At 44.7% G+C, this 24468-nt stretch carries 17 protein-coding genes and 1 tRNA gene; 12 read left to right on the top strand and 6 right to left on the bottom strand.

The genetic code is table 11. From position 1 onward, the window contains the following. Positions 1-30: 30 nt before the first annotated feature. Together F3I09_RS01555 and F3I09_RS01550 are read right to left on the bottom strand one after the other, a co-directional pair. The gene (locus F3I09_RS01555; protein WP_149693281.1) at positions 31-1053 is read right to left on the bottom strand and encodes an LLM class flavin-dependent oxidoreductase; all 1023 of its coding nucleotides are present in this window, start codon (positions 1051-1053) and stop codon (positions 31-33) included. Between the two features lie 145 nt (positions 1054-1198). Next, complete coding sequence (locus F3I09_RS01550) at positions 1199-2119, bottom strand: archaemetzincin (protein ID WP_149693280.1); 921 nt, start codon at positions 2117-2119, stop codon at positions 1199-1201. Positions 2120-2804: 685 nt separating this feature from the next. Here F3I09_RS01550 and F3I09_RS01545 point away from each other — a divergent pair. Further along, positions 2805-3254, top strand: coding sequence for a hypothetical protein (locus F3I09_RS01545; protein ID WP_149693279.1), 450 nt, complete (start codon positions 2805-2807; stop codon positions 3252-3254). Positions 3255-3413: 159 nt separating this feature from the next. Here the strand turns inward: F3I09_RS01545 and F3I09_RS01540 are convergent, their stop codons facing one another. After that, a complete protein-coding gene (locus tag F3I09_RS01540; RefSeq protein WP_149693278.1) occupies positions 3414-4157 on the bottom strand; it encodes an SDR family oxidoreductase in 744 nt (247 codons plus the stop codon). Between the two features lie 104 nt (positions 4158-4261). On the opposite strand from F3I09_RS01540, the gene F3I09_RS01535 reads away from it, so the two are divergent. The 3 genes from F3I09_RS01535 to F3I09_RS01525 all read left to right on the top strand — a co-directional run bounded on the left by F3I09_RS01535 (position 4262) and on the right by F3I09_RS01525 (position 6903). Beyond that, positions 4262-4612, top strand: coding sequence for a helix-turn-helix domain-containing protein (locus tag F3I09_RS01535; protein ID WP_149693277.1), 351 nt, complete (start codon positions 4262-4264; stop codon positions 4610-4612). 576 nt (positions 4613-5188) lie between these two features. Then, on the top strand, positions 5189-5926 hold the full coding sequence (locus tag F3I09_RS01530; RefSeq protein WP_149693276.1) for an SDR family oxidoreductase: 738 nt from the start codon (positions 5189-5191) through the stop codon (positions 5924-5926). Positions 5927-5985: 59 nt separating this feature from the next. Beyond that, entirely contained in the window at positions 5986-6903 is a 918-nt protein-coding gene (locus F3I09_RS01525) for an AraC family transcriptional regulator (RefSeq protein WP_149693275.1), read from the top strand. A gap of 136 nt (positions 6904-7039) precedes the next feature. Here the strand turns inward: F3I09_RS01525 and F3I09_RS01520 are convergent. Continuing rightward, positions 7040-7113, bottom strand: a tRNA-Asp gene (locus F3I09_RS01520). Between the two features lie 212 nt (positions 7114-7325). Here F3I09_RS01520 and F3I09_RS01515 point away from each other — a divergent pair. From F3I09_RS01515 to F3I09_RS01480, 8 genes are all read left to right on the top strand, one after another. Then, positions 7326-7916, top strand: coding sequence for an RNA polymerase sigma factor (locus F3I09_RS01515; RefSeq protein ID WP_149693274.1), 591 nt, complete (start codon positions 7326-7328; stop codon positions 7914-7916). A 79-nt stretch (positions 7917-7995) separates the two neighbouring features. Beyond that, positions 7996-9183: a FecR domain-containing protein gene (locus F3I09_RS01510; RefSeq protein WP_149693273.1), complete on the top strand. Its 1188-nt coding sequence runs from the start codon at positions 7996-7998 to the stop codon at positions 9181-9183. Between the two features lie 298 nt (positions 9184-9481). After that, positions 9482-12838, top strand: a complete 3357-nt coding sequence (locus F3I09_RS01505) for a TonB-dependent receptor (RefSeq protein ID WP_149693272.1) — start codon at positions 9482-9484, stop codon at positions 12836-12838. 20 nt (positions 12839-12858) lie between these two features. Then, positions 12859-14397, top strand: coding sequence for a RagB/SusD family nutrient uptake outer membrane protein (locus F3I09_RS01500; RefSeq protein WP_149693271.1), 1539 nt, complete (start codon positions 12859-12861; stop codon positions 14395-14397). Positions 14398-14435: 38 nt separating this feature from the next. Further along, positions 14436-15293 (top strand): hypothetical protein, encoded by an 858-nt coding sequence (locus F3I09_RS01495; RefSeq protein ID WP_149693270.1) that lies wholly within the window; start codon positions 14436-14438, stop codon positions 15291-15293. Positions 15294-15395: 102 nt separating this feature from the next. Beyond that, positions 15396-16253 (top strand): glycoside hydrolase family 16 protein, encoded by an 858-nt coding sequence (locus F3I09_RS01490; RefSeq protein ID WP_149693269.1) that lies wholly within the window; start codon positions 15396-15398, stop codon positions 16251-16253. Further along, positions 16250-17707 carry a glycoside hydrolase family 30 beta sandwich domain-containing protein gene (locus tag F3I09_RS01485; RefSeq protein ID WP_149693268.1) on the top strand — a complete coding sequence of 486 codons (1458 nt, stop codon included), beginning with the start codon at positions 16250-16252 and terminating at the stop codon, positions 17705-17707. The genes F3I09_RS01490 and F3I09_RS01485 overlap by 4 nt, the downstream gene beginning before the upstream one ends. A gap of 21 nt (positions 17708-17728) precedes the next feature. After that, on the top strand, positions 17729-19186 hold the full coding sequence (locus tag F3I09_RS01480; RefSeq protein WP_149693267.1) for a glycoside hydrolase family 30 beta sandwich domain-containing protein: 1458 nt from the start codon (positions 17729-17731) through the stop codon (positions 19184-19186). A gap of 209 nt (positions 19187-19395) precedes the next feature. Here the strand turns inward: F3I09_RS01480 and F3I09_RS01475 are convergent, their stop codons facing one another. Beyond that, positions 19396-21027, bottom strand: coding sequence for a RagB/SusD family nutrient uptake outer membrane protein (locus F3I09_RS01475; protein WP_149693266.1), 1632 nt, complete (start codon positions 21025-21027; stop codon positions 19396-19398). A gap of 26 nt (positions 21028-21053) precedes the next feature. Continuing rightward, the gene (locus F3I09_RS01470) at positions 21054-24344 is read right to left on the bottom strand and encodes a SusC/RagA family TonB-linked outer membrane protein (protein ID WP_149693265.1); all 3291 of its coding nucleotides are present in this window, start codon (positions 24342-24344) and stop codon (positions 21054-21056) included. Positions 24345-24468 lie beyond the last annotated feature (124 nt).

Raw genomic sequence — 24468 nt, 5'->3', positions numbered from 1 at the left:
TCCAAAAAATCACATTAGTCAAACTACAATTTAACGCCAACCTAATCCAGGTGCAACATGCTTCAGGATAGAGGATAGTATGTGTACATTGTAGTCGACCCCCAACGTATTGGGTATCGTCAAAAGGAGTGTATCCGCTTCCTGAATGGCTTCGTCCTGCGCTAATTCCCGGATGAGCTGATCCGGTTCTCCTGCATAGCTTCTCCCAAAAATGGCGCGTCTATCATTTTCGATAATACCTGTTTTATCCCCTCTGTTGGTTTCCTGCCCAAAGAAATATCTGTCCTGATCATTCATCAATGCAAAAATAGACCGGCTCACCGAAACCCTTGGTTCGCGCAGATGTCCTGCTTTTCTCCATGCTTCTTTGTACAACCTGATCTGTTCTGCTTGTTGTACATGGAAAGGCTTCCCACTTTCGTCAAATTTCAAGGTAGAACTCTGCAGGTGCATTCCGTTTTCGGCGGCCCAAATAGCTGTAGCATTAGAGGCAGCTCCCCACCAAATACGTTCCCGCAATCCTTCGGAGTGGGGTTCTAACCGTAACAACCCCGGTGGATTAGGAAACATCGGGAATGGGTTTGGTTGGGCAAATCCAACACCTTTGAGTTTCTCCAGGAATTGCAACGCTTTATTACGTCCCATATCTGCGTCTGTTTCTCCTGCAGCTGGTTCATATCCAAAATAACGCCACCCATCGATCACTTGTTCCGGCGAACCTCTACTGATTCCCAATTGCAATCGCCCGCCCGAAATCAAATCAGTGGCGCCCGCATCTTCCAGCATATAGAGGGGATTTTCATAACGCATGTCAATAACACCTGTTCCAATCTCTATCTTGTTTGTTTTGGCGCCGATAGCCGAAAGCAAAGGAAATGGAGATGCTAACTGAGCCGCAAAATGATGTACCCGAAAATATGCACCATCTAAACCGATTTCTTCGGCAGCAACGGCTAAATCAATGGACTGAAGCAGTGTGTCACTCGCTGTACGGGTTTTATAGGTTGGATGATTGGACCAATGTCCGAACGATAAAAATCCTATTTTCTTCATAAGTCCTTTTTCTAGTAAAATACCTTTACAAAGGTAGATATTATAGCATTACCAGGCAGCAGGAGAAGATTGCAAGCTTTAAAGCCTGCAATTAATCCAAGACTATATGAGAAAGCGCTGCCAAACAGGTCATTAACAATCTATATTAATTGGACTGGTATATAGCATCTAGGTCCGCTTTCAAGATTTGCCAGTCACGTTGCAAGCCATTTTTTTTACAGAAATCACCCAATTGTTTCAGCCTGCGTTTATTGTCGTATGCGATATTCCAGAATAGTTTTTTCTGACAGTCAGAACAAAGGCGGAGGGGATTTCGGTCAGTTTCCACCAGGCCATTGGTGCCATTCATCACACAGCTGGCATATAGGCAATGATGTAAGGAAAACATATGTCCTATCTCATGTGAAGAAATGTTTGCCAATCTCCTGAGGCAATTTTTATAATTAGCGGTATCCAGGTGACCATCCTGTAAACGGTAAATAGAAGAAACGCCTATCCGCTTTGTATACGATGCCAGTCCGAATACATAGTTCCAGTCATTTTTGGGATAGAGATCTTTTGCACTGATGGCCATGAGTGCTATACCATCGGAGGGACATTTGTCTTTTAGCAGACTATCCAGCAGGTAAGGGGCAAGTAGCTGTGTATGCCCGTCATGCCCTCTGGATGGAACGGCTGTAATAGCGCTATCGGCAATGGCTGACAGTAACACGGTTCGCATCTGAAAGAAAATTTCCACGTACTCCCTTACCTGCCTCAATGCAGTTTGCTGAAGTAGGGTGAAATCACCTACAGGCATGAGGTAAATAGTGGAATGATTGGCTCCCTGCCTTACAGGATTACACTTTTTATAAGCTTTCAGGTCTTGTATTTTCTCTTTATGTGAATAACGCCAATCACCTTCCTGTGGTGCGGCCAGCGCAATATCATTGTCCTCAATAGCATTGAAATAGGCTGAGTCGTGCGTGATTGCCGGATCCTCGTTGGTACAGGAAACAAAGAAAAAAGTTAGGATGAGGTATAATGCAGGTGCTGTTAAAGGGAATGATCTACATGGTATTGTCATATAATAGTGATTGAGAAAGTGAAATTATGATAGCAAATGACCATCTGCCATAGGATCTCATCTTTAAGATGAAGAATTTTTACTTTTCCATAATCCTGGTACATCCGGATTTTTTGTCCGCTCATCGTATATTTCAAAATCGGCTGTAAAAGTTCTTTGCAAACGCTATATAGGATTTCATGTTTGGTTGCGGGATAATAAAAATCCTAAGTGATAGTGTAGGAACTGGTATAAAGGGGGGCTATAAAAAAAGGCTTCAAATCTTTCGACTTGAAGGCTTTTTTCCTTGCGGGCTGGGAGGTCAGGAAGAATTATAGGATAAAATAAATACTTTGAGAACAGCAACGCGTACTAATAAGGTTATTTTTTTGACTATGATCACTACTTTTGGAATAGTGAGAAACATATATGCTAATGGTATAGTTCAAAATAGTTTAACCATGGATGATTTATTCGGATGACTAAAACATTGCTAGATGCTCACAGATTTAAGAAAGATTATCTACTATTTAAATAAATAATCCTTATCATCCGGGGAAAGCTTATAGTGTCCCTGTAATTATCTTCAGTAAAGGATCTTGTTAGGTTTATTTTACCAGGAGGCTGGAAGCGAAACTCAATACTGATTAATAATTTTTAAATCCAATTAGAGATTATATATTGAGCAACCAACTCATGCCAACTTATGAAATATTTTTTTAGTTTTTTCTTCCTGCTCTTTGCGATGACTACTTTAGGGCAAGCGACCTTTCCTAAAGGTTTTAAATTAATAAAAGGAGACAATCCGATGGGAGAAGATGATAGATATTCTAATGGAAAAGATATTTTTCAGACGCATCTCTATTGGAGATCCTATGACGACTATACCTGGAACGATGAAAAATATAAACAATACGTTTCAGAAGCCTTTGGATTCCCATTATATCGGACCACGGATAGTCTCTTGTGGGGAACGGGAAAAACTGATGGAATTTATTCCTATGTAGTAGTAGACTGGGCAGGTGAAGTATTTGAACTTTTTTCAAGATACAATGATGCAGACTTCTCTGACTTTTCGAAATGGCTTATTTCTTCTATAAGAGAATATCGTAAAAAAGGAAAGTGGTTCATATTTCCGAGAAGGGTCCTTAAATAAAATCAGGCTGGATTTCAGGACCAAAGATTAACTATGAAATAATCGAAGGAGTGTGGGAATGGACGATCCCGATTCCTGTAAGTTATTAGACCGCGTAAGTGGAAGTAAAAAAGAGGCTTATTGCCTCTTTTCGTTTACTGAAGCGTAATGGTTACAAATTTACTTTAATGCGTAAGTAAGGTAGCCCCCATCAGCCACTATTTCCGTACCTGTGATGAAACTTGCAGCATCAGAAGACAAAAACAATACTGTTTGGGCAATTTCATTCGCATCGCCCAGCCTTTGCAGTGCAGTTGCTGCAGCTAAATAGGCTTTTGCTTCCGGAGGTACGACAGTCTCTAGTCCTGGGGTTTGAATAGGGCCTGGACTAACAATGTTCACGCGGATTTTTCTGTCAGCCAATTCGTTTGCTGCAATCTGGGCTATTTTATTTAATGCTCCTTTAGTTGCCGAATAAACACTGGTACCCAAATTTGAAGCCGTTGCGACCACTGAGGAAGTGAATACAACGGCTGCGCCATTTACCAAATGCGGGATCAGCTTTTGCAAGGTGAAGAAATGTCCCTTTACATTGGTGTTGAATTGCGCGTCAAAATCTGCTTCGGTTGTTTGTTCAATTGGCGCAAATGCCCCAATGCCTGCGTTCAGGAAAAGTACATCTAACTTTTCCCCGTTTTCTGCAACTGCTTTTTCCAGGATCGAGATGTCTGTCAACTTCGAGGTGTCCGAAACTACCGTTTTCAAATTCGGGCTGTTAATCTCTTCGGCAGCCTTTTTCAAATTTTCAGCGTTTCTGCCGGTGATCCAAACATTTGCACCTGCATTTATAAATGCTTTTGCGGTTGCCAGTCCAATTCCGGTTGTGCCGCCTGTTATAACTACGTTTTTACTGTTAAAATTCATGATTAAATTCTCTATTGTTTACGATACAAACCTAGTGAACTTTGATTTATTTTCGTTACTTTGTAACCAAAAGTAACAGTAACATTCTGGTAACAAGGTAACTTATGGGTGACAACATATGTCTGACAGGACACAAAAAAGAGATCATGGCTGTCCATGATGCAATGGACGTATTGAGCGGAAAATGGAAGATCTCCATCATATCTTCTATTTGCTATTACAACGGGCGAAGATTTTCTGATATTCTAAATGACGTTCATGGCATATCCAACAAAATGCTGAGCAAGGAATTGAAGGACCTGGAAATAAATAAACTGATCAAACGAACAGTATTTGACACGCAGCCGGTAACTGTTCAGTATAACCTGACAGAATATGGGTGCACATTGCGAACGATCATCGATAATCTCGCTCATTGGGGAATGGAACACAGAAAAGCAATTATCGGGAAATAACAGTTAATTGGTTCTAATTTAACGGAGACGTACACAATGTTAATCACGTCCTGCTTAAGGCGTTTTGTTGAATTACATTGATAGCTTGATCAACAGAAAAAATACAAAGAAATACAACAAAAAAGCGTGTGATCTATATGCCTTGAATCAGCAATATAAGGTTTTGTCCTGTTTTGGTGGAACATACGAGTTATGCATGAAGAAAATAGACTTGGCGTCTGGGCTATTGCGCTGATCACACGGTCTCTTGCTTCATAGTCCAATGGCATAATGCCTGGCGGGGAAAGAGGGCCATGCGAAAATAACGGCGACAAATGAATGAGTGCTGTAGTACTAAACGTATACCCTAGCAATCCTGCAAATAATGCTATTAATATCCTAGAGATCCCTATCATACCTGCAAGGTAGTTCGAGGTAAATACCAATCTAAAGATCTGCATAACCTTTTTCTGATCCTGAACACCATGGTCAAACCACTTAGGATTAAATATTAAATCGCAAACAAACATCCTCAATTAGCAAACATCCGACATGTATAATTGAATGACCTTTGTTTCAATAAACAGAATAATTCAAATGAAAAAAGTATTCATTACCGGAGCCAATAAAAGTATTGGACTTGAAACAGCACGTCAGCTAATGAAAGAAGGTTATTATGTTTTTTTAGGCTGTCGTAATTTGAAGAATGGTCAGGACGCGATAGAAAAACTTAACTTGGAAGGCCTGAAAGAAGTGGAAGCTATACAGATAGATATAACTGATCAACAATCGGTAAATGCCGCACGTATTGAAATTGGTAAGAAAACAACGGTATTGGACGCCCTGATTAATAATGCCGGGATGAGCGGCGGAATGCCTCAAACTCCGTTAACAGCTAATCTCGATGTCATGAATACAGTTTTTAGTACTAACTTATATGGTGCGGTGAGAGTTACCCAGGCCTTTATAGACTTGCTGGAAAAATCGTCACAACCCCGGATTGTAAATGTATCTTCCGGACTGGGTTCGCTTACATTAAGCAGCGATCCTGATTTCAAATATTATCAGTTCAAAGGGGGCATTTACGGACCATCAAAGGCCGCACTAAATATGTACACCATTGCGCTGGCTTATGAATTGCGTGATAAACCATTCAAAGTAAATGCAGTTGATCCTGGTTTTACAGCCACCGATTTTAACAACCACCGCGGAACAGGCACTGTTAATGACGCCGCAGCCCGCATAGCGAAATATGTTTTAATTGGTGAAGACGGACCAACGGGGAAATTCATCAGCGAGGAAATGAATCCGGTAACAGGCGAAATCCCCTGGTAAAGAATTAATTACAACCGATAGTATTTTATATTGTCGGTTGTAATTGTTAAATTGTTACAATGAAAAAGGAAGAAGATATCCCTTATAAATTCGAATCCTTATCTGCTGTGCATCAGGCGCTTGGCTTGCCTAAACCCCTGCACCCGTTGATCAGTTTGGTAAATAATACAAATAACGAGATAGATTATAGCAAACTGCCCAATTCAAATATTCTGAACTTTTATAAAATATCGTACAGAATTAATCTTAGTGGGAAAGTAAAATACGGTCAGGGTTATTATGACTTTAATGAAGGTGGTGTATTGTTCGCAGCTCCTGAACAGTTAATTGGTAGCGCTGATTATGGCGGAGACCATTCCGGATATTCGTTGTTGATTCAACCCGATTTTTTGTGGAGCTATCCTTTAGCCCAAAAGATCAAGCAGTACGGTTTTTTTTCATATTCGGCCAACGAAGCCTTGCATCTTTCAGAACAAGAGAAGGTAACGATTCTTACTATTTTTAAGCTCATTGAAGAAGAGTTAAATAGTAGAATCGACGATTTTAGCCAGGATGTAATTATTTCCCAGATTGAACTACTTTTAAATTGCTGTAATCGCTTCTATAAGCGTCAGTTCATTACCCGTAAAGTGGTAAACAACGATATATTGCAAAGAATGGAGGAAATTTTAGATGACTATTTTAAAAGCGAACACTCGTTAATTAAAGGTACGCCAACCGTTCAATACCTTTCAGAACAATTAAATGTTTCCCCAGGATACTTAAGTGATATGCTTCGTACACTTACAGGACAAAGCGCCCAACAACACATACATAATAAAATAATAGAACAAGCAAAAGAAAAATTATCTACGACTAACTTATCTGTGAGCGAAATTGCATACGGATTGGGCTTTGAACGTCAGCAATCGTTTAGTACTTTATTTAAAGCAAAGACAGACCTTTCTCCATTAGAATTTAGACGATCGTTTCACTGATAAATGTAAGCTTGCAAGTTATTTTAAGATTACTGCAACACAGAAACAGAAAAAAAATAATTAGGATCGATTCGATATCCAAATGTGAATAAAACAAAAAGCCTCCAAATCTTTCGATTTAGAGGCTTAAAGCTTGCGGACCAGACGGGACTCGAACCCGCGACCTCCGCCGTGACAGGGCGGCATTCTAACCAACTGAACTACTGATCCATCGTAGTTTCCCGTTCGTCGGGGGTGCAAATATATGAACATTTATTTCAATTGCGCAAATAAATTATGTAGAAATATTTACAACTCTAAAGATCCTACGCCAGCTACGCGTAAAAAATACCCTTCTACGCCAATCCTGCCCAATTTGTACATTGGGCACTTTTATTTAGATTTACACCTTTTAGGGGGTTCCTACTAATGTACAATTTGATATGGATCGTATGCCATCCGAGGAAGAGGTGTTGTTAAGGATGAAGCAGGGAGATGAGTCTGCGTTCACGAAAATCTACCGGCACTATCACGCCTCTCTTTACATCTATGTATTGCGGTTTTGCAAAGTTCCTTCACTTGCAGAAGATCTGGTGCATGATGTGTTCCTCAAGGTATGGGAAATCAGGGACCGTATTAATCCTGAACTGTCCTTTACAGGATATTTATACAGGATCGCCCGGAACCATGTTATAAAGACGATCGACAAGCTTGCCACCGATAAAGTACTCAGAGACCAGTTATTCAATCAGTTGAGTGAAACCGCCGGTGCGCAGCCGGAACAGGAAGTAAGGGCCAAGGAATATGAGCGTTTATTCCAGGAAGCGCTCGGAAGAATGCCTCCCCAGCGGCTGAATGTATTCAAATTATGCCGGCAGGAGGGGAAAAGTTATGACGAAGTGGCCTTTTTGCTGGGTATTTCCCGGAATGCCGTCAAAAAACATATGGTCCTGGGCATGCGCTTCATTTACGATTATGTGCACCGGCACGGCGATATTCTGCTCGCCATTTACATCGCTAAAAAAATTCTTTAACTTTTTTTTAAGACAGGGGTACCCTAATTCTTCATTTGCGGATAATATATACAGTACCCGCAAAAGGTGCTCATAACTTATGTCATCATCCACGGACCACAACGAAAAACTTTTACAAAAATACCTTGACGGCCAATGTACTGTGGCTGAAACGGAAGAATTATACGCCTGGCTCCAATCGTCCGGTTCCCACCGCTCCCTGCTGGCGGCTATGCAGCAGGAGTTCAAAAAGACCACGGGGGAACACCATGAGATCCCTTCAGAGGTGAGCGACAGGATAGAAACAAGACTTTTACAGGACATATCCCGCGATAAAGTGGTGAAATTACGGCAGCGTGCCCGCATGCGCTGGATTGCTGCTGCGGTGGTAGTACTGCTGCTGGGAAGTGGTATGTATTATTATATGAGCACTGTCTCGTCCCGCAAGACATTTACCACAGGTAGCGGTGCGCTGGCTAATACCGGAGATATTGCGCCAGGTACTAATAAAGCTGTACTGATACTGGCAAACGGCGATGTGGTAACGCTGGACAGCGCCGGTAATCAGGTGATCAACCAGGGACAAACCATCGTGCGTCAGAAGAACGGACAGCTGGAATACGCTGTACAGGGTAACAATGGCGCCGTTGTTTATAATACGCTGACCGTGCCAAGGGGCGGTCAGTTCAATATCGTACTACCCGATGGCAGTCGCGTATGGCTGAATGCGGCCTCCAGTATGAGATATCCCACCGCCTTTAACGGCGACCGCCGGGAGGTGGAATTACAGGGACAGGGCTACTTTGAGGTGGCCCCTAATGCACGCCAGCCATTTTTCGTAAAACTGAACAAACTTGAGGTGCAGGTACTGGGTACCAGCTTCGACATCATGGCCTATGCCGACGAAAAGAGTATCAATACAACACTGATAGAAGGACTCGTAAACGTAAAAGACGGGACAACGGAACAACGACTGAAACCAGGACAACAGGCTATCGTGGACCCAGCTACAGGTAGCATCGTAGTGAGGCCGGCAGATGTTGATCAGGTAATTGCCTGGAAAACAGGCTTTTTTGAATTTGACAATGCCAGCCTGGGGGACATTCTACGCCAACTGGCCAGATGGTATGATATTGACATTAGTTACAACCAGACGGGAAATGAACGGCTCTTTGGGGGACGTATTAGCCGGAGCTTACCTTTATCTGATATTCTGCATATGCTGGAAGCAAATGGATCTACATTCTCACTGTCAGGAAGAAAACTAACTGTTACACCGGGGAAATAAAGCCTGTACTGTACTGAAGCCACGTAAAGACAGACAGGGGTATTATTCAAGTAAAATGATTACGTTATGGAATTAGTAACTGAAACAAATTAACTAAAGAAGCAGCTTGTCCTATGAAACAAAAACCGGAAGCGCTTGCAACACTTCCGGCAGATTTGTCAGGGACATTCTGAAAACCACGTCACGTTAACAACTATTGATCTTCTAAATTCCCAAACACTACAAAAGTATGCATTTAAACTTTAGTGGTAGGGCTTTCTGTGCGCAGACGCCTCTACCAGCCAAAATTGTCAACGTTATGAAACTGACCACCTTTTTGTTGCTAGTGGTTTGTTTGCAGATCAGCGCAAAAGGGGTATCGCAGCAGATCTCTATATCTGAAAAGAAAGCTCCCCTCAAGAAAGTGCTTCGCCAGGTAGCACGTCAGGCAGGAATTTCCATAGTGTACGATGAAACATTACTCGCAACGGCCAATCCTGTAACTATCGATATTAAAAATGCTACCGTCAAAGAGGTGCTCGATGTCTGCCTAAGCAATCAACCATTTGCCTATACTATCGATGGTGCCCGCATCATCGTTAAAAGCCTGCCGGGAGCTAAACCAGCGGCAGACACTACTATTGCTGTAACCGGAAGGGTAACGGATGAAAAAGGAGAGCCCGTGCCCGGCGTAAGCGTTCGCGTAAAGAACGGCAACACCGGTACCGCTACCGATGTGGACGGCCGGTTCAAACTGAAGGCGCCTGCCGATGGTTCCCTGGTATTCAGCGCCCTGGGCTTTGTGCCGTATACACAGGCTGTAGGCAATGGAAACCTGTCTATCAGACTTAAAGGTTCCGAAACTTCCCTGACTGAAACCGTTGTGGTAGGTTATGGTGTACAGAAGAAAAGTGTGGTAACCGGCGCTATCACCAGCGTGAGAGCTTCCGACCTGGAAAGCCAGTCTATTACCCGCGTTGAAAGCGCCCTGCAGGGAAGAACCTCCGGCGTTACCATCGCGTCCAGCTCTGGTCAGCCAGGTTCCGGATCTTCTGTAAGGGTAAGGGGGCTTACCACCTTCAACAACAACGATCCGCTGTGGGTAGTGGATGGTGTTGTGGTTGATAACGGTGGTATCGGTTATCTCAACCAGTATGATATCGAGTCTATCGAAGTACTGAAAGATGCGGCTTCCCAGGCTATCTATGGTGCACGTGCTGCTGCAGGTGTTATCCTGATCACTACCAAGAAAGGTAAAGCCGGAAAGCTGAGTGTGAACTACAATGGTTATTATGGCACTTCCGCTCCTGCACGTAAACTGAAACTGCTGAATGCGACACAGTATGCTACCTTAGTCAACGAGGCTTCTATGGCTGGCGGCGAAGGTATTAAATATGCTGATCCTCAGTCTTTAGGACAAGGTACTGACTGGCAGGCGCAGATCTTTAACAATAATGCGATCCGCCAGAATCATGAAATCAGTATCAGCGGCGGCAGCGAGAAATCTACCTTCTATTCTTCCTTCGGCTATCTGAACCAGGAGGGTATTGTTGCCAGCGATATCTCAAAATATCAGCGTATCAACTTCCGTCTGAACTCTACACATAAACTGTCTGAGTGGGTAACTTTCGGCCAGAACGTAGGATATGCATACGATAAGTCTATCGGTCTTGGTAATACCAACAGTGAATTTGGTGGACCGCTGGCATCTGCTATCAACCTGGATCCTATTACTCCGGTTATTATAACCGATCCTGCGGTTGCAGCAACATATGATCCAACAGTACCTAAAGATGCAAATGGGCATTATTATGGCCTTTCAAAAACAGTATTCCAGGAGATTACCAATCCGCTGGCATATATCGCTACCCGCAAAGACAACAGGTATAACTGGTCTCATAATATCGTAGGTAACGCCTACCTGGAAATATCACCCATCAAGGGCCTGAAGATACGTTCTACCTTAGGCTCCAAGATCGCTTTCTGGGGCAGTGAGACGTTTACTCCCCTATCTTATCTCAACTCATCTACCATCTCTTCCCGTAATAACTTTAACCGTAGCTATAACAACGGCTTTAACTGGAACGTGGAAAATACCGTCTCCTATACCAGGGCATTCAGTAAGCATAACATAACTTTACTGTTAGGACAGGGCGCATATGTTGACAACCATACAAGGTCAAGTTCTGTGACCTATTATGACTTGCCAATAACCAGTTTGAAAGAAGCATCACTCAAGTATACTGTAAAGCCAACCCAGAAAGATGCAAGTGGTAGTGAAAATCCGGATCACAAGCTTTCATCCCTGTTTGCTCGCCTGAATTATAACTATAATGAAAAATATCTCGCAGAAGCCATTGTGCGTCGTGATGGTTCCACCCGCTTCGGCGCTAATAAGAAGTATGGTATCTTCCCATCCTTCTCACTAGGTTGGTTGGCGTCCAGTGAAGGTTTCCTGTCAGACAATGCGGTCATCAACTTCCTGAAAGTACGTGGTGGTTATGGAGTGGTAGGTAATGACAATATCGGCGACCTTCTATACCTTTCTACCATTGGCGGCGGCAGGAGCTATAGCTTTGGAACCGGCGATTCATACGCTGTAGGCAACAGTCCCAATGCGCCCCCGAATCCTGATCTGAAATGGGAATCCACCAGCCAGACAAACATCGGTTTTGAAGCAACAGTGCTGCACGACATTACAGTGTCATTCGACTTGTTTAAAAAGGCAACAAAAGACATTCTGCAGTATCCACGCATCCCATTCTACGTAGGTGCCATCTCCAATCCTGCAGCTAACGTCGCTGATATGGAAAACAAAGGTGTGGAACTGGAACTGGGTTATCGCAGGAAATTTGGCGACGTTAATTTCGCTATCAATGGTAACGTTTCCTACCTGAAGAACAAGGTAACCAACCTTGGTCGTAATATTGCCTATCTATCCGGCGGAGAATCTATTCAATCTACCAGCAAGCCAATCACACGTACTGCCGTTGGACAGGCATATAGTTCATTCTTCGGTTTCCAGACCAACGGTATTTTCCAGACACAACAGGAAATAGATGCCTATGTAAACAAAGACGGGACGAAAATACAACCTGGTGCAGTACCTGGCGATTTCCGTTGGGTAGACATGGATGGTAATGGCAAAATAGAATATGAAGGCGATCGTAAGTTCCTGGGTAATCCTACTCCAAGCTGGACATATGGGTTTACCCTGAATTCCGGTTATAAAGGCTTTGACCTGGTATTGTTCGTACAGGGTGCAGCTGGTAATAAGATCTTCCAGGGGCTGCGTCGTCTGGATATCCCGACCGCTAACTGGCAGACCAAAGCATTGGGTCGCTGGACAGGTCCGGGTACAAGCAATGACTATCCACGTCTGACAACAAAACCTGGTAACGATAACAACAACTTCACCAACCCATCCGACTTCTACCTGGAAAGTGGCAACTACGCGAGAATCAAGTCCCTGCAGATCGGTTATAGCCTGCCTGCGTCCCTGTTGAAGAAAGCATATATCGAGAAATTCCGTGTTTACCTGATGAGTGAAAACCTGCTGACTCTGACTAAATACAGTGGTTATGATCCTGAAATTGGCGGCGGCGTATTCAGTATTGACAGAGGTATCTATCCCCAGGCTCGCTCTTTCATGGTAGGTGTAAATGCTACGTTCTAATTTTTAAAGCTGATAACAAGATGAAAACAAGACAAGTTCCATATATAATAGCCATGGCCATCGGATTAAACCTGACTGCCGGCTGTAGCGATAAATTTCTCGAAATACAACCTATAGGTACCGATCTCGAAGCCAACTACTACCGTAATGCAACAGAAGCCTTTAATGGCCTGGTGGCAGTATATGATGTGGTAGGCTGGCAGGGTGGTGGTTATGTAACCAAAGTAGGTGCTATGGATGCCGGTTCTGATGACCATCTTGCCGGTGGTGGTGGTGCGAGTGACGTAACTGCCTTCCAGGTATTTTCAAAATATACCCTCGCTCCCGATCAGGGCCCTCAGGAAGAGCTATGGAAGAAAGGTTATGCTGGCATTTTCCGTGCAAACACGCTGCTAGGCAAGTTGCCAAATGTTCCGATGGATGACAATCTGAAGAAGCGTTTTGTGGCGGAATGTAAATTCCTCCGGGCATTCTTTTATTTCGACCTGGTACGCTTATTCAGAAATATTCCCTTGCTGACCACATCCGTATCTGCTTCAGAAATGTACAGTGTGGTACAGTCTCCACCTGCCGATGTATATAATCTGATCATCCAGGACATCAAAGATGCTATTGCAGAACCTAACTTCCCTGATCAGGTGCCTGTAGATTCACTAGGTGGACGCGCTACAAGAGGTGCTGCACACGCACTATTGGGTAAAGTGTACCTTTACCAGGAGAAATGGGCGGAAGCTGCTGCAGAACTGGCAGAAGTAAACGGCACACCTGGACAGACAAGCCCCAAATATGGTTATAAGTTGCTGGCCAACTACGCTGACCTGTGGAAATTCAATGCCAATAAATTCAACAGCGAATCAATATTTGAAGCAGCATATAGTTCCAAATCGGGCGGCGCCTGGGGCTGTGTAGGCTGTACTGAAGGTAATGTGCTGAACATCATGGTAGGCCCGAGAGGTTATAATGCTTTGAAGCCTACTGCACCCCAGATGGTATCTGGCTGGAGCTTTCTGGTAGTTACCAAGAGCCTGTTTGATGCTATCCATTTTGATCCACGTTACAATGCTACCGTTTTAAATATGGATAGCCTGAAGGCAAATGGTATTGCAAATTATTCTCCGGGATATGACGATACCGGTTGGTTCCTGAATAAATTCGCAGCGAAAGTCAGTGATAAATCTACCGGTCCTGGTAACATGGAACTGAACTTCCCGCAAAACCTGTATGAGATCCGTCTGGCGGATACTTACCTAATGGAAGCAGAAGCGTTGGTTAAATCAGGTCAGAGCAGTGGTGCTGGTTCACGTGCATATGACCTGTTGAACGCTGTACGTGCACGCGTTGGCCTCAATCCTATCGAGGCAACCGATGATAATATCTTTAAAGAAAGACGCCTTGAGCTGGCTGGTGAAGGTCATCGCTGGTTTGACCTGGTACGTACCGGCAGAGCCGCAGCAGCGCTGGGCGACCGTGGTTTCAAAACAGGCAAACACGAAGTACTGCCTATTCCAATACTGGAACTGGAGAATACAAAACTTCAGCAAAATCCTGAGTGGAAATAAGCGTATTAACAGCATTCATGATCTAACAAACAGCACAAATGAACTTTCAATATATAAAACATACACGTACAATAGCAATGGCTGCTCTGCTGGCCGGCGCTGTTTCCGCCTGTACACCGGAATCATCTGATAATGAACTGGGACCGCTGCCTACAGCGTCTTTCACTGCTGAACCACTGAACGGCAACCCGAATAAGATCGTTGTAAAGAATACAACACAGGGTGGTTTTCTCTTTGAATGGACAGATGATGCAGGACATAAATCCAAACGCGAAACTGATACACTGAGCTTTTTCCAGGCCGGAAAATATAAGATCCAGTTTACAGTATTCACCAGTGGTGGATATGCAAAAACAGCGAAGGAAATTACTATCGCCCAGAACGCCGAAACGCAGGATATCCTGCAGGGTGGTAATATGGAAACAGGTAGTGAACAATACTGGACACTGCTGAACACCGGAGGTACACAAACCAGCATCAAAATAGAGAACGGAAAAATGGTCTTCAGTAATACCGGCAACAGTAATGGTGCTATCTATCAGAAGGTGACTGTAAAGACCGGTAAATCCTACGTTTTCTCAGGGCGTGTTCAGGGGAGCGGCGCTACCAATTCCTGGTTTGAAGTTTACATAGATGCTGCCGTGCCTAAACAGGGTTCTGACTATAGCGGAAATAAGTTTATTTCTCTGAATACCTGGTCTGGTTGTGGTACCGTAGCGTTTGACAACGATCTTGCTAAGATCGGTTGTGATGGCGCCGGCAAGGATAAAAACGGTATCATGACATTTACTAAGGCGGGAGATATTTATATTGTGATTAAAGCAGGTAGCTCCGGTGGTACACTGGGAACCGGCGGTATCACTATCGACGATGTCAAATTCCTGGAAGAGAAATAGAGCCAATTTTTTGGATTAGGAATTGCGGATCGGGAATAGGGTGTATTATATGCTTGGTTCCTGGTCCCGATTCCTAATTTTTTTATCTATAAAAGAGCGCGTATGAAAACACTGAAATACCTCCCCTTCCTTCTGCTGGGCTTCAATATCCTTTCCTGCTCAGGAAAAAGTGACAACGACACTACTACTAATCCTGTAAGTCCGCAGGGGCCTGTAGACAAGCACTGGACGTTTGAGACAACCCCGGTATGGGCAGATGAATTTGATAATACCGGAGTGCCCGACAATACCAAATGGGGATACGATATCGGTGGCGGCGGATGGGGAAACAATGAACTGGAATATTATACCAACAGCCCCGACAATGCCTCAGTAGCCAATGGCAAGCTGACAATCACAGCAAAAAAGGAAGTGAAGGAAAACCGTAACTATACTTCCGCAAGACTGGTAACAAGAGGAAAAGGTGACTTCCTGTATGGCCGCTTTGAGATCAAAGCAAAACTGCCTGCCGGTAAAGGTACCTGGCCTGCTATCTGGATGCTGCCTACAGACTGGGCATACGGAGACTGGCCAAAATCAGGAGAGATCGACATAATGGAGCATGTAGGATATGATCAGGATGTGATCCATATCAGCGCACATACAGAAGCTTACTACTTCAAAATAAACACACAGAAAACAAGCGTTAAGAAAATACAGAACGCCAGTACGGAATATCATGTGTATAGAATGGACTGGACGCCTTATGCCCTGCGTGGTTATATTGACGATCAGCTCATCTTTGAATTTGTTAATGAGGGGAAAGGATATAAAGTATGGCCTTTCGATAAGAAATTCCATCTCCTGTTGAATATTGCTGTTGGAGGCGACTGGGGCGGTGCACAGGGTATGGACGAGTCCATTTATCCGGTAACAATGGATGTGGATTATGTAAGAGTTTATAAAATGATTGAAAAATGAGATTCTTTAATAAAACATCGATCAGCCTGGCTGTATTGCTGATGACAGGCCTGATCTCCTTTGCAGGTTGCAAGGACAATAAAGGGGGAGAAGTGCCCGACCCCACTGTTGACCCACCCATGGCCGATACCACAGATGTAAATATGTGGCTGACGACCGGAGATAAAACAGTGCTTTTTAAAAAACAACAAGTAAGACTGCTCTTCAAAGACACAACCAATATCTATCCTGATATTAAAGTAGATGATGCACAGGCTTATCAGACCATAGATGGTTTCGGGTATTGCCTGACAGGTGGTAGTGCCACGCTGATCAATTCTCTTTCTGCAGATGTACAGGATGCGTTATTGAAAGAACTGTTCCTGACAGATAGTACACATATCGGTGTGAGCTATCTGCGTGTGAGCATTGGTGCTTCTGACCTGAGTGCAGCGCCTTTCACCTACAATGATCTTGCCGCAGGTGAAACAGATGCCAGCATGGCGAAGTTCAGCATTGATATGGAAAAGAAAGATCTGCTGCCTGTACTGAAGAAAATAGTTGCCCTGGCGCCCAATATCAAAATACTGGGATCGCCATGGTCCGCTCCTTCCTGGATGAAAACAAATAATGCATCCAAGGGGGGTAGCCTGAAACCTGAATACTATGCTGCCTATGCTTTATATTTTGTAAAATACATCCAGGCGATGAAGGCAGAAGGTATCACGATCGATGCTATTACGCCGCAAAACGAACCCTTACACGGTGGTAACAACCCCAGTATGGTCATGCAGGCCAATGAACAGGCTGACTTCGTAAAGAATCACCTAGGCCCTGCTTTTAAAGCAGCCGGACTTACCACAAAGATCATTGTATACGATCATAATGCAGACAAACCAGAATATCCTGCTGCTATTCTGAAGGACGCGGATGCTTATCCTTATGTAGATGGTGCTGCCTTTCATTTGTACGGTGGCAGCATCACTGCCCTGACGCAGTTGCATGATGCCTATCCGGAGAAGAATATTTACTTCACAGAACAATGGGTAGGTGGCCCCGGCAACTTCGGAAATGATCTGAAGTGGCATGTGAGCACGCTGATCATTGGTGCTACGCGCAACTGGAGCCGTAACGTACTGGAATGGAACCTGGCTGCTGATCCCAACTATGGTCCGCATACAGAAGGTGGTTGTACTACCTGCCTGGGGGCATTGACAATTGGCTCAGGAGTAATTCGTAACGTTGCATATTATATTATCGGTCACGCGTCTAAATTTGTGCGACCAGGATCTGTGAGGATCGCTTCCAACATCACGAGCCAGCTGGACAATGTGGCATTTAAAACCCCCGATGGTAAGAAAGTGCTGATCGTTGTAAATAGTGGCACGACACCGCAGACGTTCAATATCCAGTACAAAGGAAAAGTAGTGACCAGTACCCTGACCAATGGTGCGGTAGCTACATATATCTGGTAAACTCTAACATTGTATTTATAAATGAGAAGGTTCGCATTGATAGGGCTGTTACTGGTGGCTTACACCGGTTATGCGAAGAGCGAAGCCCTGAGTAACAGAAAAGATTCCACTACGCGCAAAAGCGTTACTGTGTATACAACTGCAGAGAACACCAAACTGCGGCTGACTGAAACAGGCACTTTGTCTTTTGCATCCATGAAACAGCCGCTGGAAACAGAAGTGTGCATCTTTGTAGACCCCACAAAGCGTTTCCAGACACTGATAGGAATCGGCGGAGCATTGACTGATGCTGCTGCTGAAACATGGGCAAAAATGCCTAATCAGAAAAGGGCAGAACTGGTAAAAGCTTACTATGATCCGGTGGATGGTATCGGGTACACATTGGCCAGGACGAATATACAGAGCTGCGACTTCTCCAGTGATTCCTATAGCTATGTAAAAGATAAAGACAGCCTGTTGAGAACATTCAGCGTAGAACACGATGTGCAGTATCGCATTCCATTCATTAAAGCAGCCATAACCGCTGCTGGCGGAAAGTTGCCATTGTATGTGAGCCCCTGGAGCCCTCCGGCCTGGATGAAGGATAACAACGATATGCTGCATGGCGGTAAACTGTTGCCACAATACTACCAGTCATGGGCTAACTTCTTTGTGAAGTTTATCAAAACCTATGAGTCACTGGGTATTCCTGTATGGGGCCTTTCCGTACAGAATGAACCTATGGCAAAACAAAAATGGGAATCATGTAATTACTCTGCCGAAGAGGAAAGGGATTTCATCAAACGTTACCTGGGCCCAACCTTGCAGAAACAGGGACTGGCTTCGAAGAAACTGATAGCCTGGGATCACAACCGTGATCAGGTATATCAGCGTGCCAGCACCATCCTGGAAGATCCCGCTGCTGCAAAATATGTATGGGGTATTGGTTACCACTGGTATGAAACCTGGACAGGGAGTACGATGATGTTTGACAACGTACGCCGTGTGGCAGAAACTTTCCCTGACAAGAACCTCATTTTTACAGAAGGATGTATTGAGTCTTTCAAACGTGAGCGTATCAATGAATGGTTCATTGGTGAGCGCTATGGTCACTCCATGGTGAATGACTTTAATAACGGTACCGTTGCCTGGACGGACTGGAACATCCTGCTGGATGAAAATGGTGGTCCAAACCATGTTGGTAACTTCTGCTTTGCGCCGGTGCATGCAGATACAAAGACAGGTGAACTGATCTACACCAATGCTTATTATTACCTGGGACATTTCTCTAAATTCATCCGCCCGGGTGCAAAACGTGTAATCGCCTCTTCCAACAGAACAGACCTGCAGACAACAGCCTTCGTTAATAAAGATGGCAAACTCGCAGTTGTAGTGTTGAACATGTCTTCAAAAGAGATTCCTTACAAATTGTGGATCAAAGGCGAAGCAGCTACTGTAAACAGTTTACCGCATTCTATCGCAACATTGGTAATAGAATAGGATATCCTTATATCAAATGGAAAGCCTCCTTTTGGGGAGGCTTTTTTCATTTGCATACCAGTACTTACAAAAAAGAAGCCGCCTCAAAATGAATTGAGACGGCTTCCTGTTCTTCACTCTTTAGTCCAGTCAGTAATTCTTAATACTCAACTGTTGGTTTCCGTTTATAACTGATACATTCACAAGATTGACAGTCTTAACAATTAATATTATTGTGCATCCCACCACAATCTGGTAGCGCCATTGTCAGCACCTTTCAGCAACGAGATAGCCTTGGTCACTTCGGCACTGTTGGTGTTATACTCGTTCTGAGGGAAAGGTAAACGTCTGATCTGGACAGTACTGCTGATTACGCCACCGCTGAAGTTGTTCACTACAGGGAAGAGTTTAGGATAACCGGTACGGCGGAATTCTGTCCATGCTTCCTGTCCTTCAGGGAACATAGCGATCCATTTCTGTGTAATGAGACGTTCCATTTTTGCCTCAGGAGTAGCTGCGTCATCCCATTTGATAGTGATGGCAGATGGAGAAGGCGCATTGTTCGCAGCGTTCTTTGGATCTGTAAAACCGGCAGGCGTGCTGGTGTTATCAGTGAGATAAGCACCGGCAGTAGCACCCCATTGCTCCATAGAGGTAGTGATGCCCTTGTTGTAAAGCGTCTGCGCATCACCACCTGTATTTGCCCAGTTACGCAGTGCTGCCTCTGCTCTCAGGAAGTATACTTCTGCTGCAGTCATGATCTGTACTGGAGTGGTGATAGAGAAGGAAGGTGTACCGTCATTTAGATTCAGAGAAGAATATCCGGTGTAATCTCCCTTGGACACATTACCATTGATGGAGCCTATTCGGATACCCTGATACCGGGATGGGAAAGTGGTATCAGTAGACTTGTCAAAATATTTGCCGATACGCGGATCATTGTACCCGCTCATATAAGATTGAATGGAAGCACCGATGCGGATATCGAGCCAGTTCTGTGCTATAAACACCAACGGATTACTGAAGCCGGCACCCAGTACTTTTACCTTCATGTTACCCGTATTGCTGGTGATCACACCTCCATTGGCAGGGTCCAGGGCTTTTTCAGCCTGTTGCTGTGCCAATGCTGGCGCAACCTTCACAATATGCATAGCCAGGCGTAAGCGGAGGCTATTAGCATATTGCAGCCATTTAGTGGAATCGCCATCGTATACCAGGTCGAATTTAGCAAAGGTGAAAGGTAATGGCTTTAAGCTACCGTTGATCTGGGCACGCAGGTTATTGGTTGCACTGTCCAGTTCCAGGAAGAAACGTTTGTACACGTCTTCCTGGCTATCGTATGGAATAGCGCTTTTGCTGGTACCCACCTGGCTGTAGGGAATAGGTCCGTAAATGTCTGTAACACGGCTCATACCGGTTACCTGTAGTATCTGGGCTACTGCCCATACGGCAGGATAAGCAGTATCCACACCATTTCTACGCAACCTGTTTACGGAGGCCATGATGTTCAGGTAACCAACCTTGAAAGGCTCACCATTCCAGCCGCTGATAAGAGAGTAGGACAGGTTGTTTTGTCCGCCGTTAAATGGGTTGGGGGACATAAAATAGCCTGAATAGCAGTCAGCATTCAGATTTTGTTGTAACTGGTAAGAGTTAGGATCTCCACCATCCGAAAAATTGATGATAGAACGCTGTGCCCTTGTAAGGAAAGCGCCGATATCGTTAAAATCTCCTTTCAGGTCATCCGGGGTAATGCCGGTATTGTCCTGGTTATATACATCAAAGTTCTTGGTACAGGCACTGGCTCCCAGCAATACTGCTGCCGCAATCGCCCACATGCATTTTATATAGTAACGTTTCATTTTCTTCAGTTTAATGGCAACAATGATTAGAAAGTAGCATTCAGTGACAGACCATAGCTGCGGGTAGCAGGAGGCATGAAGATATCCACACCTGACAGACCGTTAGCGGTTGACATTGTCAGCTCAGGATCGAATGGCGCTTTCTTGGAGAAGTACACCAGGTTACGTCCTGTCAGTGATAATTTCAGTGCTTTCACGAAATTGGTGTTCTTTACAGGGATGGTATAACCCAGTGCTACCTCACGTAAGCGTACAGTAGTAGCGCTGTACATATACTCTCCGGAAGCAGCTTCACGACCGCCAACAGTAGAATACCATTTCTGTGCATCTACTTTAGATACTGCATTACCGTTCGGATCAATGCCATTCACCGCTACACCACCTGCATCGCGTGCTTCACCGCTCACTTTGGATACACCATATTGGTCCATCATGGACTGAGTGATAGACATTACCTTACCACCAAATTTGCCATCGATCAGGAAAGACAGGTTGAAATCTTTGTATTGCAGATTGTTGTTCCATCCCAGCTGCCATTTGGTATTAGAGTTGCCCAGGAATACGAAATCACCACCCTGTTTGATAGGGTTGCCATTTGCATCGATCATGATACGGCCCTGCGCATCATGCTGTAATACAGTACCATAAATATCTCCGAAAGAACCGCCAACCTTGAATTTAGATACATAGTTGGAACCGGAAGCACCACTCAATGTAAACTCAGGAGCGTTAGGAGATAACTCGATAATCTTATTCTTGTTGGTAGAGAAGTTAAGACCGGTGTTCCATTTCAGCTTGGTATCGCGCAATACTTCATAGCGTACGATCGCTTCAATACCCTGGTTCTGGATATTACCGGCATTGATGAAGAAGTTATCGTAGAAGGATCCCTGTGGAGCTCTGATCTGTAAAGTCTGGTTCTTGGTGTTGGTCTTATAATAAGTCACATCCGCACTCAGCCTGTTCTCAAAGAAATGCCATTCTGTACCGAACTCCAGTGAGTTGGTCTTTTCAGGTTTCAGATCAGTGAAAGGTGCAGTGGTGTTAGGACTGAAGCCACCGCCAGCGCTGAAGTTATATACTGACGGATTAGACTGGTATGCCAGGGGAGAGTTACCCACCTGTGCATAGGAACCACGTACTTTGGCGAAGCTGATGAACGCCGGCAGTTTCGCTACCTGGCTCAGGATCACGTTCAGACCTACGGAAGGGTAGAAGTAATTGCCGGAAGGAGTAAAGGCCAGATTGGATGCCCAGTCATTACGTGCGGTCAGGTCCAGGTATGCCCAGTCTTTATAGGAGATGTTGGCGCTACCGAAAACGGATTGTACCTGGCTATGGTTTTCCTGTAATGTACCAGAGTTCAGCGGATTGAAGGTCTTGAAGTTCTGGATTACGAATAGGTTCGGAATGTTCAGACCATCCTGTCCGGAGTTGAATTTCTCACCTTTGGTCACTACATCCCTGATGCTTCCACCCAGCACACCAGTAACGCGGATATTTTGGTTTACCGGTATGTCGAAGTTAGCCAGCACATCGCCGTACTGCTGATTGGTAGTGGTATTGCTGTATACGTATACACCATTGGCAGGAGAGAGGGTCTGGACGGTACCGGCATATATTTTCTGCTCGTATACATCGTTGATCCTGTCCATGCTACCGCGTGCGGTAATATTCAGCCATTTGTTCACGTCATATTTCAGGCTGGCGTTCATCAGTAAACGGTTACGGTCCAGGGAATTCGGATCGCGGTGGAGGATCCACCATGGGTTTTGCTGAACGTCTTCATTGAAAGGCCAGTTCTGCACCATCAGACGCCTGGTAGGATCAAATACTTCGAAGTTGTCCTTGTACGGTTGCAGATCTTTTCCACGTGGGAAGAGGTACAGACCGGTCAGCGGGTTGAAATAGAAACCGCTTAAAGGCGTATTATCGATAGTCTGGTTGATGTAGTTAACATCTGCTTCCGCAGTCAGTTTATCGTTCAGGAAATGTCCTGTTTCCTTGAAGGTGATGTTGTTGCGGGACAGTTTGTTCGTAGGCTCGATGCCCTTTGCAGTGGTATTGGCATAAGAAAAATATGTCTGCATCTTGTCAGAACCACCTGCCAGGCTGATAGAGTTGGTCAGGTTCTGGCCTGTCTGGAAGAAAGAAGACAGGTTATCCTTACCACCTGATATTTTACTGCCCCAGCTCTGTGTGTTGGTGGCATTTGTCTGGCCGTAGCTGTTCTGGAACTCAGGTTTGTAAGCCACGTTACTGAGAGTGAGGCCGGAACTGAAGTTGATCACGGTACGGCCAGCTTTACCGCTTTTGGTAGTGATCAGGATCACACCATTAGCGCCCTGGCTACCATAAAGAGCTGCAGCAGAAGCGCCTTTCAGCACGGAAATGCTTTCAATATCATCCGGGTTAAGGTTGGAGATCGGGTCGCCGCCATCATAAGCGCCGCTGCCACCGAAAGAGCTGTTAGGCTGTGAAGTCAGGGAGTTGTTCATAGGTACCCCATCTATCACATATAGCGCCTGATTGCTTCCCAGACCGGATTTGGCGCCACGCAGGATCACCTTTGCGGAACCACCTACACCGGAAGAACTGGGAGAGATGTTCAGACCTGCTACCTTACCGTTCAGTGTATTGATCAGGTTTGGATCTTTGGCTTTGGTCAGTTCCACGCCACTTACCTGCTGGGCAGCATACGTAATGGATTTTTCTGACCTTTTGATACCCAACGCTGTCACCACAACAGCGTTCAGCTGTTTGTTGGATTCAGTCAGTGCTACCTGGATATTGGTCTGGCTACCAACAGCGATCTCTTTTTTCTCGAAACCAACATAGTTGAATACCAGTACATCGGTGCTTTCTGCCTGGAGGGAGAAATGGCCCTTCTCATCGGTGATAGCCCCACGGGTGGTGCCTTTTACCTGAATAGCCACGTTAGGCAGGGGCTGACCAGCAGCATCCACCACAGTACCTTCAATGGTAGCCGCTGGCTGGATGGCGGCGGGAGTCTCTTTTTTCACTGCCTTTGGACGAATCACGATGATCTTGTCCATGATAGTGTAAGAGAGCGGTTTATCTTTCAGGCACTTGTCCATCACATCGGACAGGCTGGCTGATTTTAAATTGATATCTACTGCACCTGTACCCTGCAGTAGTTTTTCGTCATAAACAAACTCATAACCTGTCTGTTTACTAATACTGTTGAAGATGTCATAGAGAGCAAGGTGTTTTCCTGCGATCGTGACAGTTTGGGAATAAGATCTGGCGCTCAGATGCAGAGAGAACACCAGTGTTAAAATGGCAGTTAATTTCATAACCAACAATAATTTACTGTGCAAGAAGCCATCCCTCGGATAGGCCTTGCATGTCTCGCGTAGTTCCATACTTTTGTGTTCTTGGCTTAATAATCGATTTTCAAACGTTAAGGAAATTGGTAGC

It is taken from the genome of Chitinophaga sp. CF418, assembly GCF_900142925.1.
Taxonomy (GTDB): domain Bacteria; phylum Bacteroidota; class Bacteroidia; order Chitinophagales; family Chitinophagaceae; genus Chitinophaga.
Note: the sequence above shows the minus strand (reverse complement) of the source record. Positions and strands in the feature narration are given on the sequence as shown.

What these genes read in the sequence shown, in the direction of transcription:
- F3I09_RS01555 (WP_149693281.1), bottom strand. Translation starts at nt 1,053, where the DNA reads ATGAAGAAAATAGGATTTTTATCGTTCGGACATTGGTCCAATCATCCA.
- F3I09_RS01550 (WP_149693280.1), bottom strand. Translation starts at nt 2,119, where the DNA reads ATGACAATACCATGTAGATCATTCCCTTTAACAGCACCTGCATTATAC.
- F3I09_RS01545 (WP_149693279.1), top strand. Translation starts at nt 2,805, where the DNA reads ATGAAATATTTTTTTAGTTTTTTCTTCCTGCTCTTTGCGATGACTACT.
- F3I09_RS01540 (WP_149693278.1), bottom strand. Translation starts at nt 4,157, where the DNA reads ATGAATTTTAACAGTAAAAACGTAGTTATAACAGGCGGCACAACCGGA.
- F3I09_RS01535 (WP_149693277.1), top strand. Translation starts at nt 4,262, where the DNA reads ATGGGTGACAACATATGTCTGACAGGACACAAAAAAGAGATCATGGCT.
- F3I09_RS01530 (WP_149693276.1), top strand. Translation starts at nt 5,189, where the DNA reads ATGAAAAAAGTATTCATTACCGGAGCCAATAAAAGTATTGGACTTGAA.
- F3I09_RS01525 (WP_149693275.1), top strand. Translation starts at nt 5,986, where the DNA reads ATGAAAAAGGAAGAAGATATCCCTTATAAATTCGAATCCTTATCTGCT.
- F3I09_RS01515 (WP_149693274.1), top strand. Translation starts at nt 7,326, where the DNA reads ATGGATCGTATGCCATCCGAGGAAGAGGTGTTGTTAAGGATGAAGCAG.
- F3I09_RS01510 (WP_149693273.1), top strand. Translation starts at nt 7,996, where the DNA reads ATGTCATCATCCACGGACCACAACGAAAAACTTTTACAAAAATACCTT.
- F3I09_RS01505 (WP_149693272.1), top strand. Translation starts at nt 9,482, where the DNA reads ATGAAACTGACCACCTTTTTGTTGCTAGTGGTTTGTTTGCAGATCAGC.
- F3I09_RS01500 (WP_149693271.1), top strand. Translation starts at nt 12,859, where the DNA reads ATGAAAACAAGACAAGTTCCATATATAATAGCCATGGCCATCGGATTA.
- F3I09_RS01495 (WP_149693270.1), top strand. Translation starts at nt 14,436, where the DNA reads ATGAACTTTCAATATATAAAACATACACGTACAATAGCAATGGCTGCT.
- F3I09_RS01490 (WP_149693269.1), top strand. Translation starts at nt 15,396, where the DNA reads ATGAAAACACTGAAATACCTCCCCTTCCTTCTGCTGGGCTTCAATATC.
- F3I09_RS01485 (WP_149693268.1), top strand. Translation starts at nt 16,250, where the DNA reads ATGAGATTCTTTAATAAAACATCGATCAGCCTGGCTGTATTGCTGATG.
- F3I09_RS01480 (WP_149693267.1), top strand. Translation starts at nt 17,729, where the DNA reads ATGAGAAGGTTCGCATTGATAGGGCTGTTACTGGTGGCTTACACCGGT.
- F3I09_RS01475 (WP_149693266.1), bottom strand. Translation starts at nt 21,027, where the DNA reads ATGAAACGTTACTATATAAAATGCATGTGGGCGATTGCGGCAGCAGTA.
- F3I09_RS01470 (WP_149693265.1), bottom strand. Translation starts at nt 24,344, where the DNA reads ATGAAATTAACTGCCATTTTAACACTGGTGTTCTCTCTGCATCTGAGC.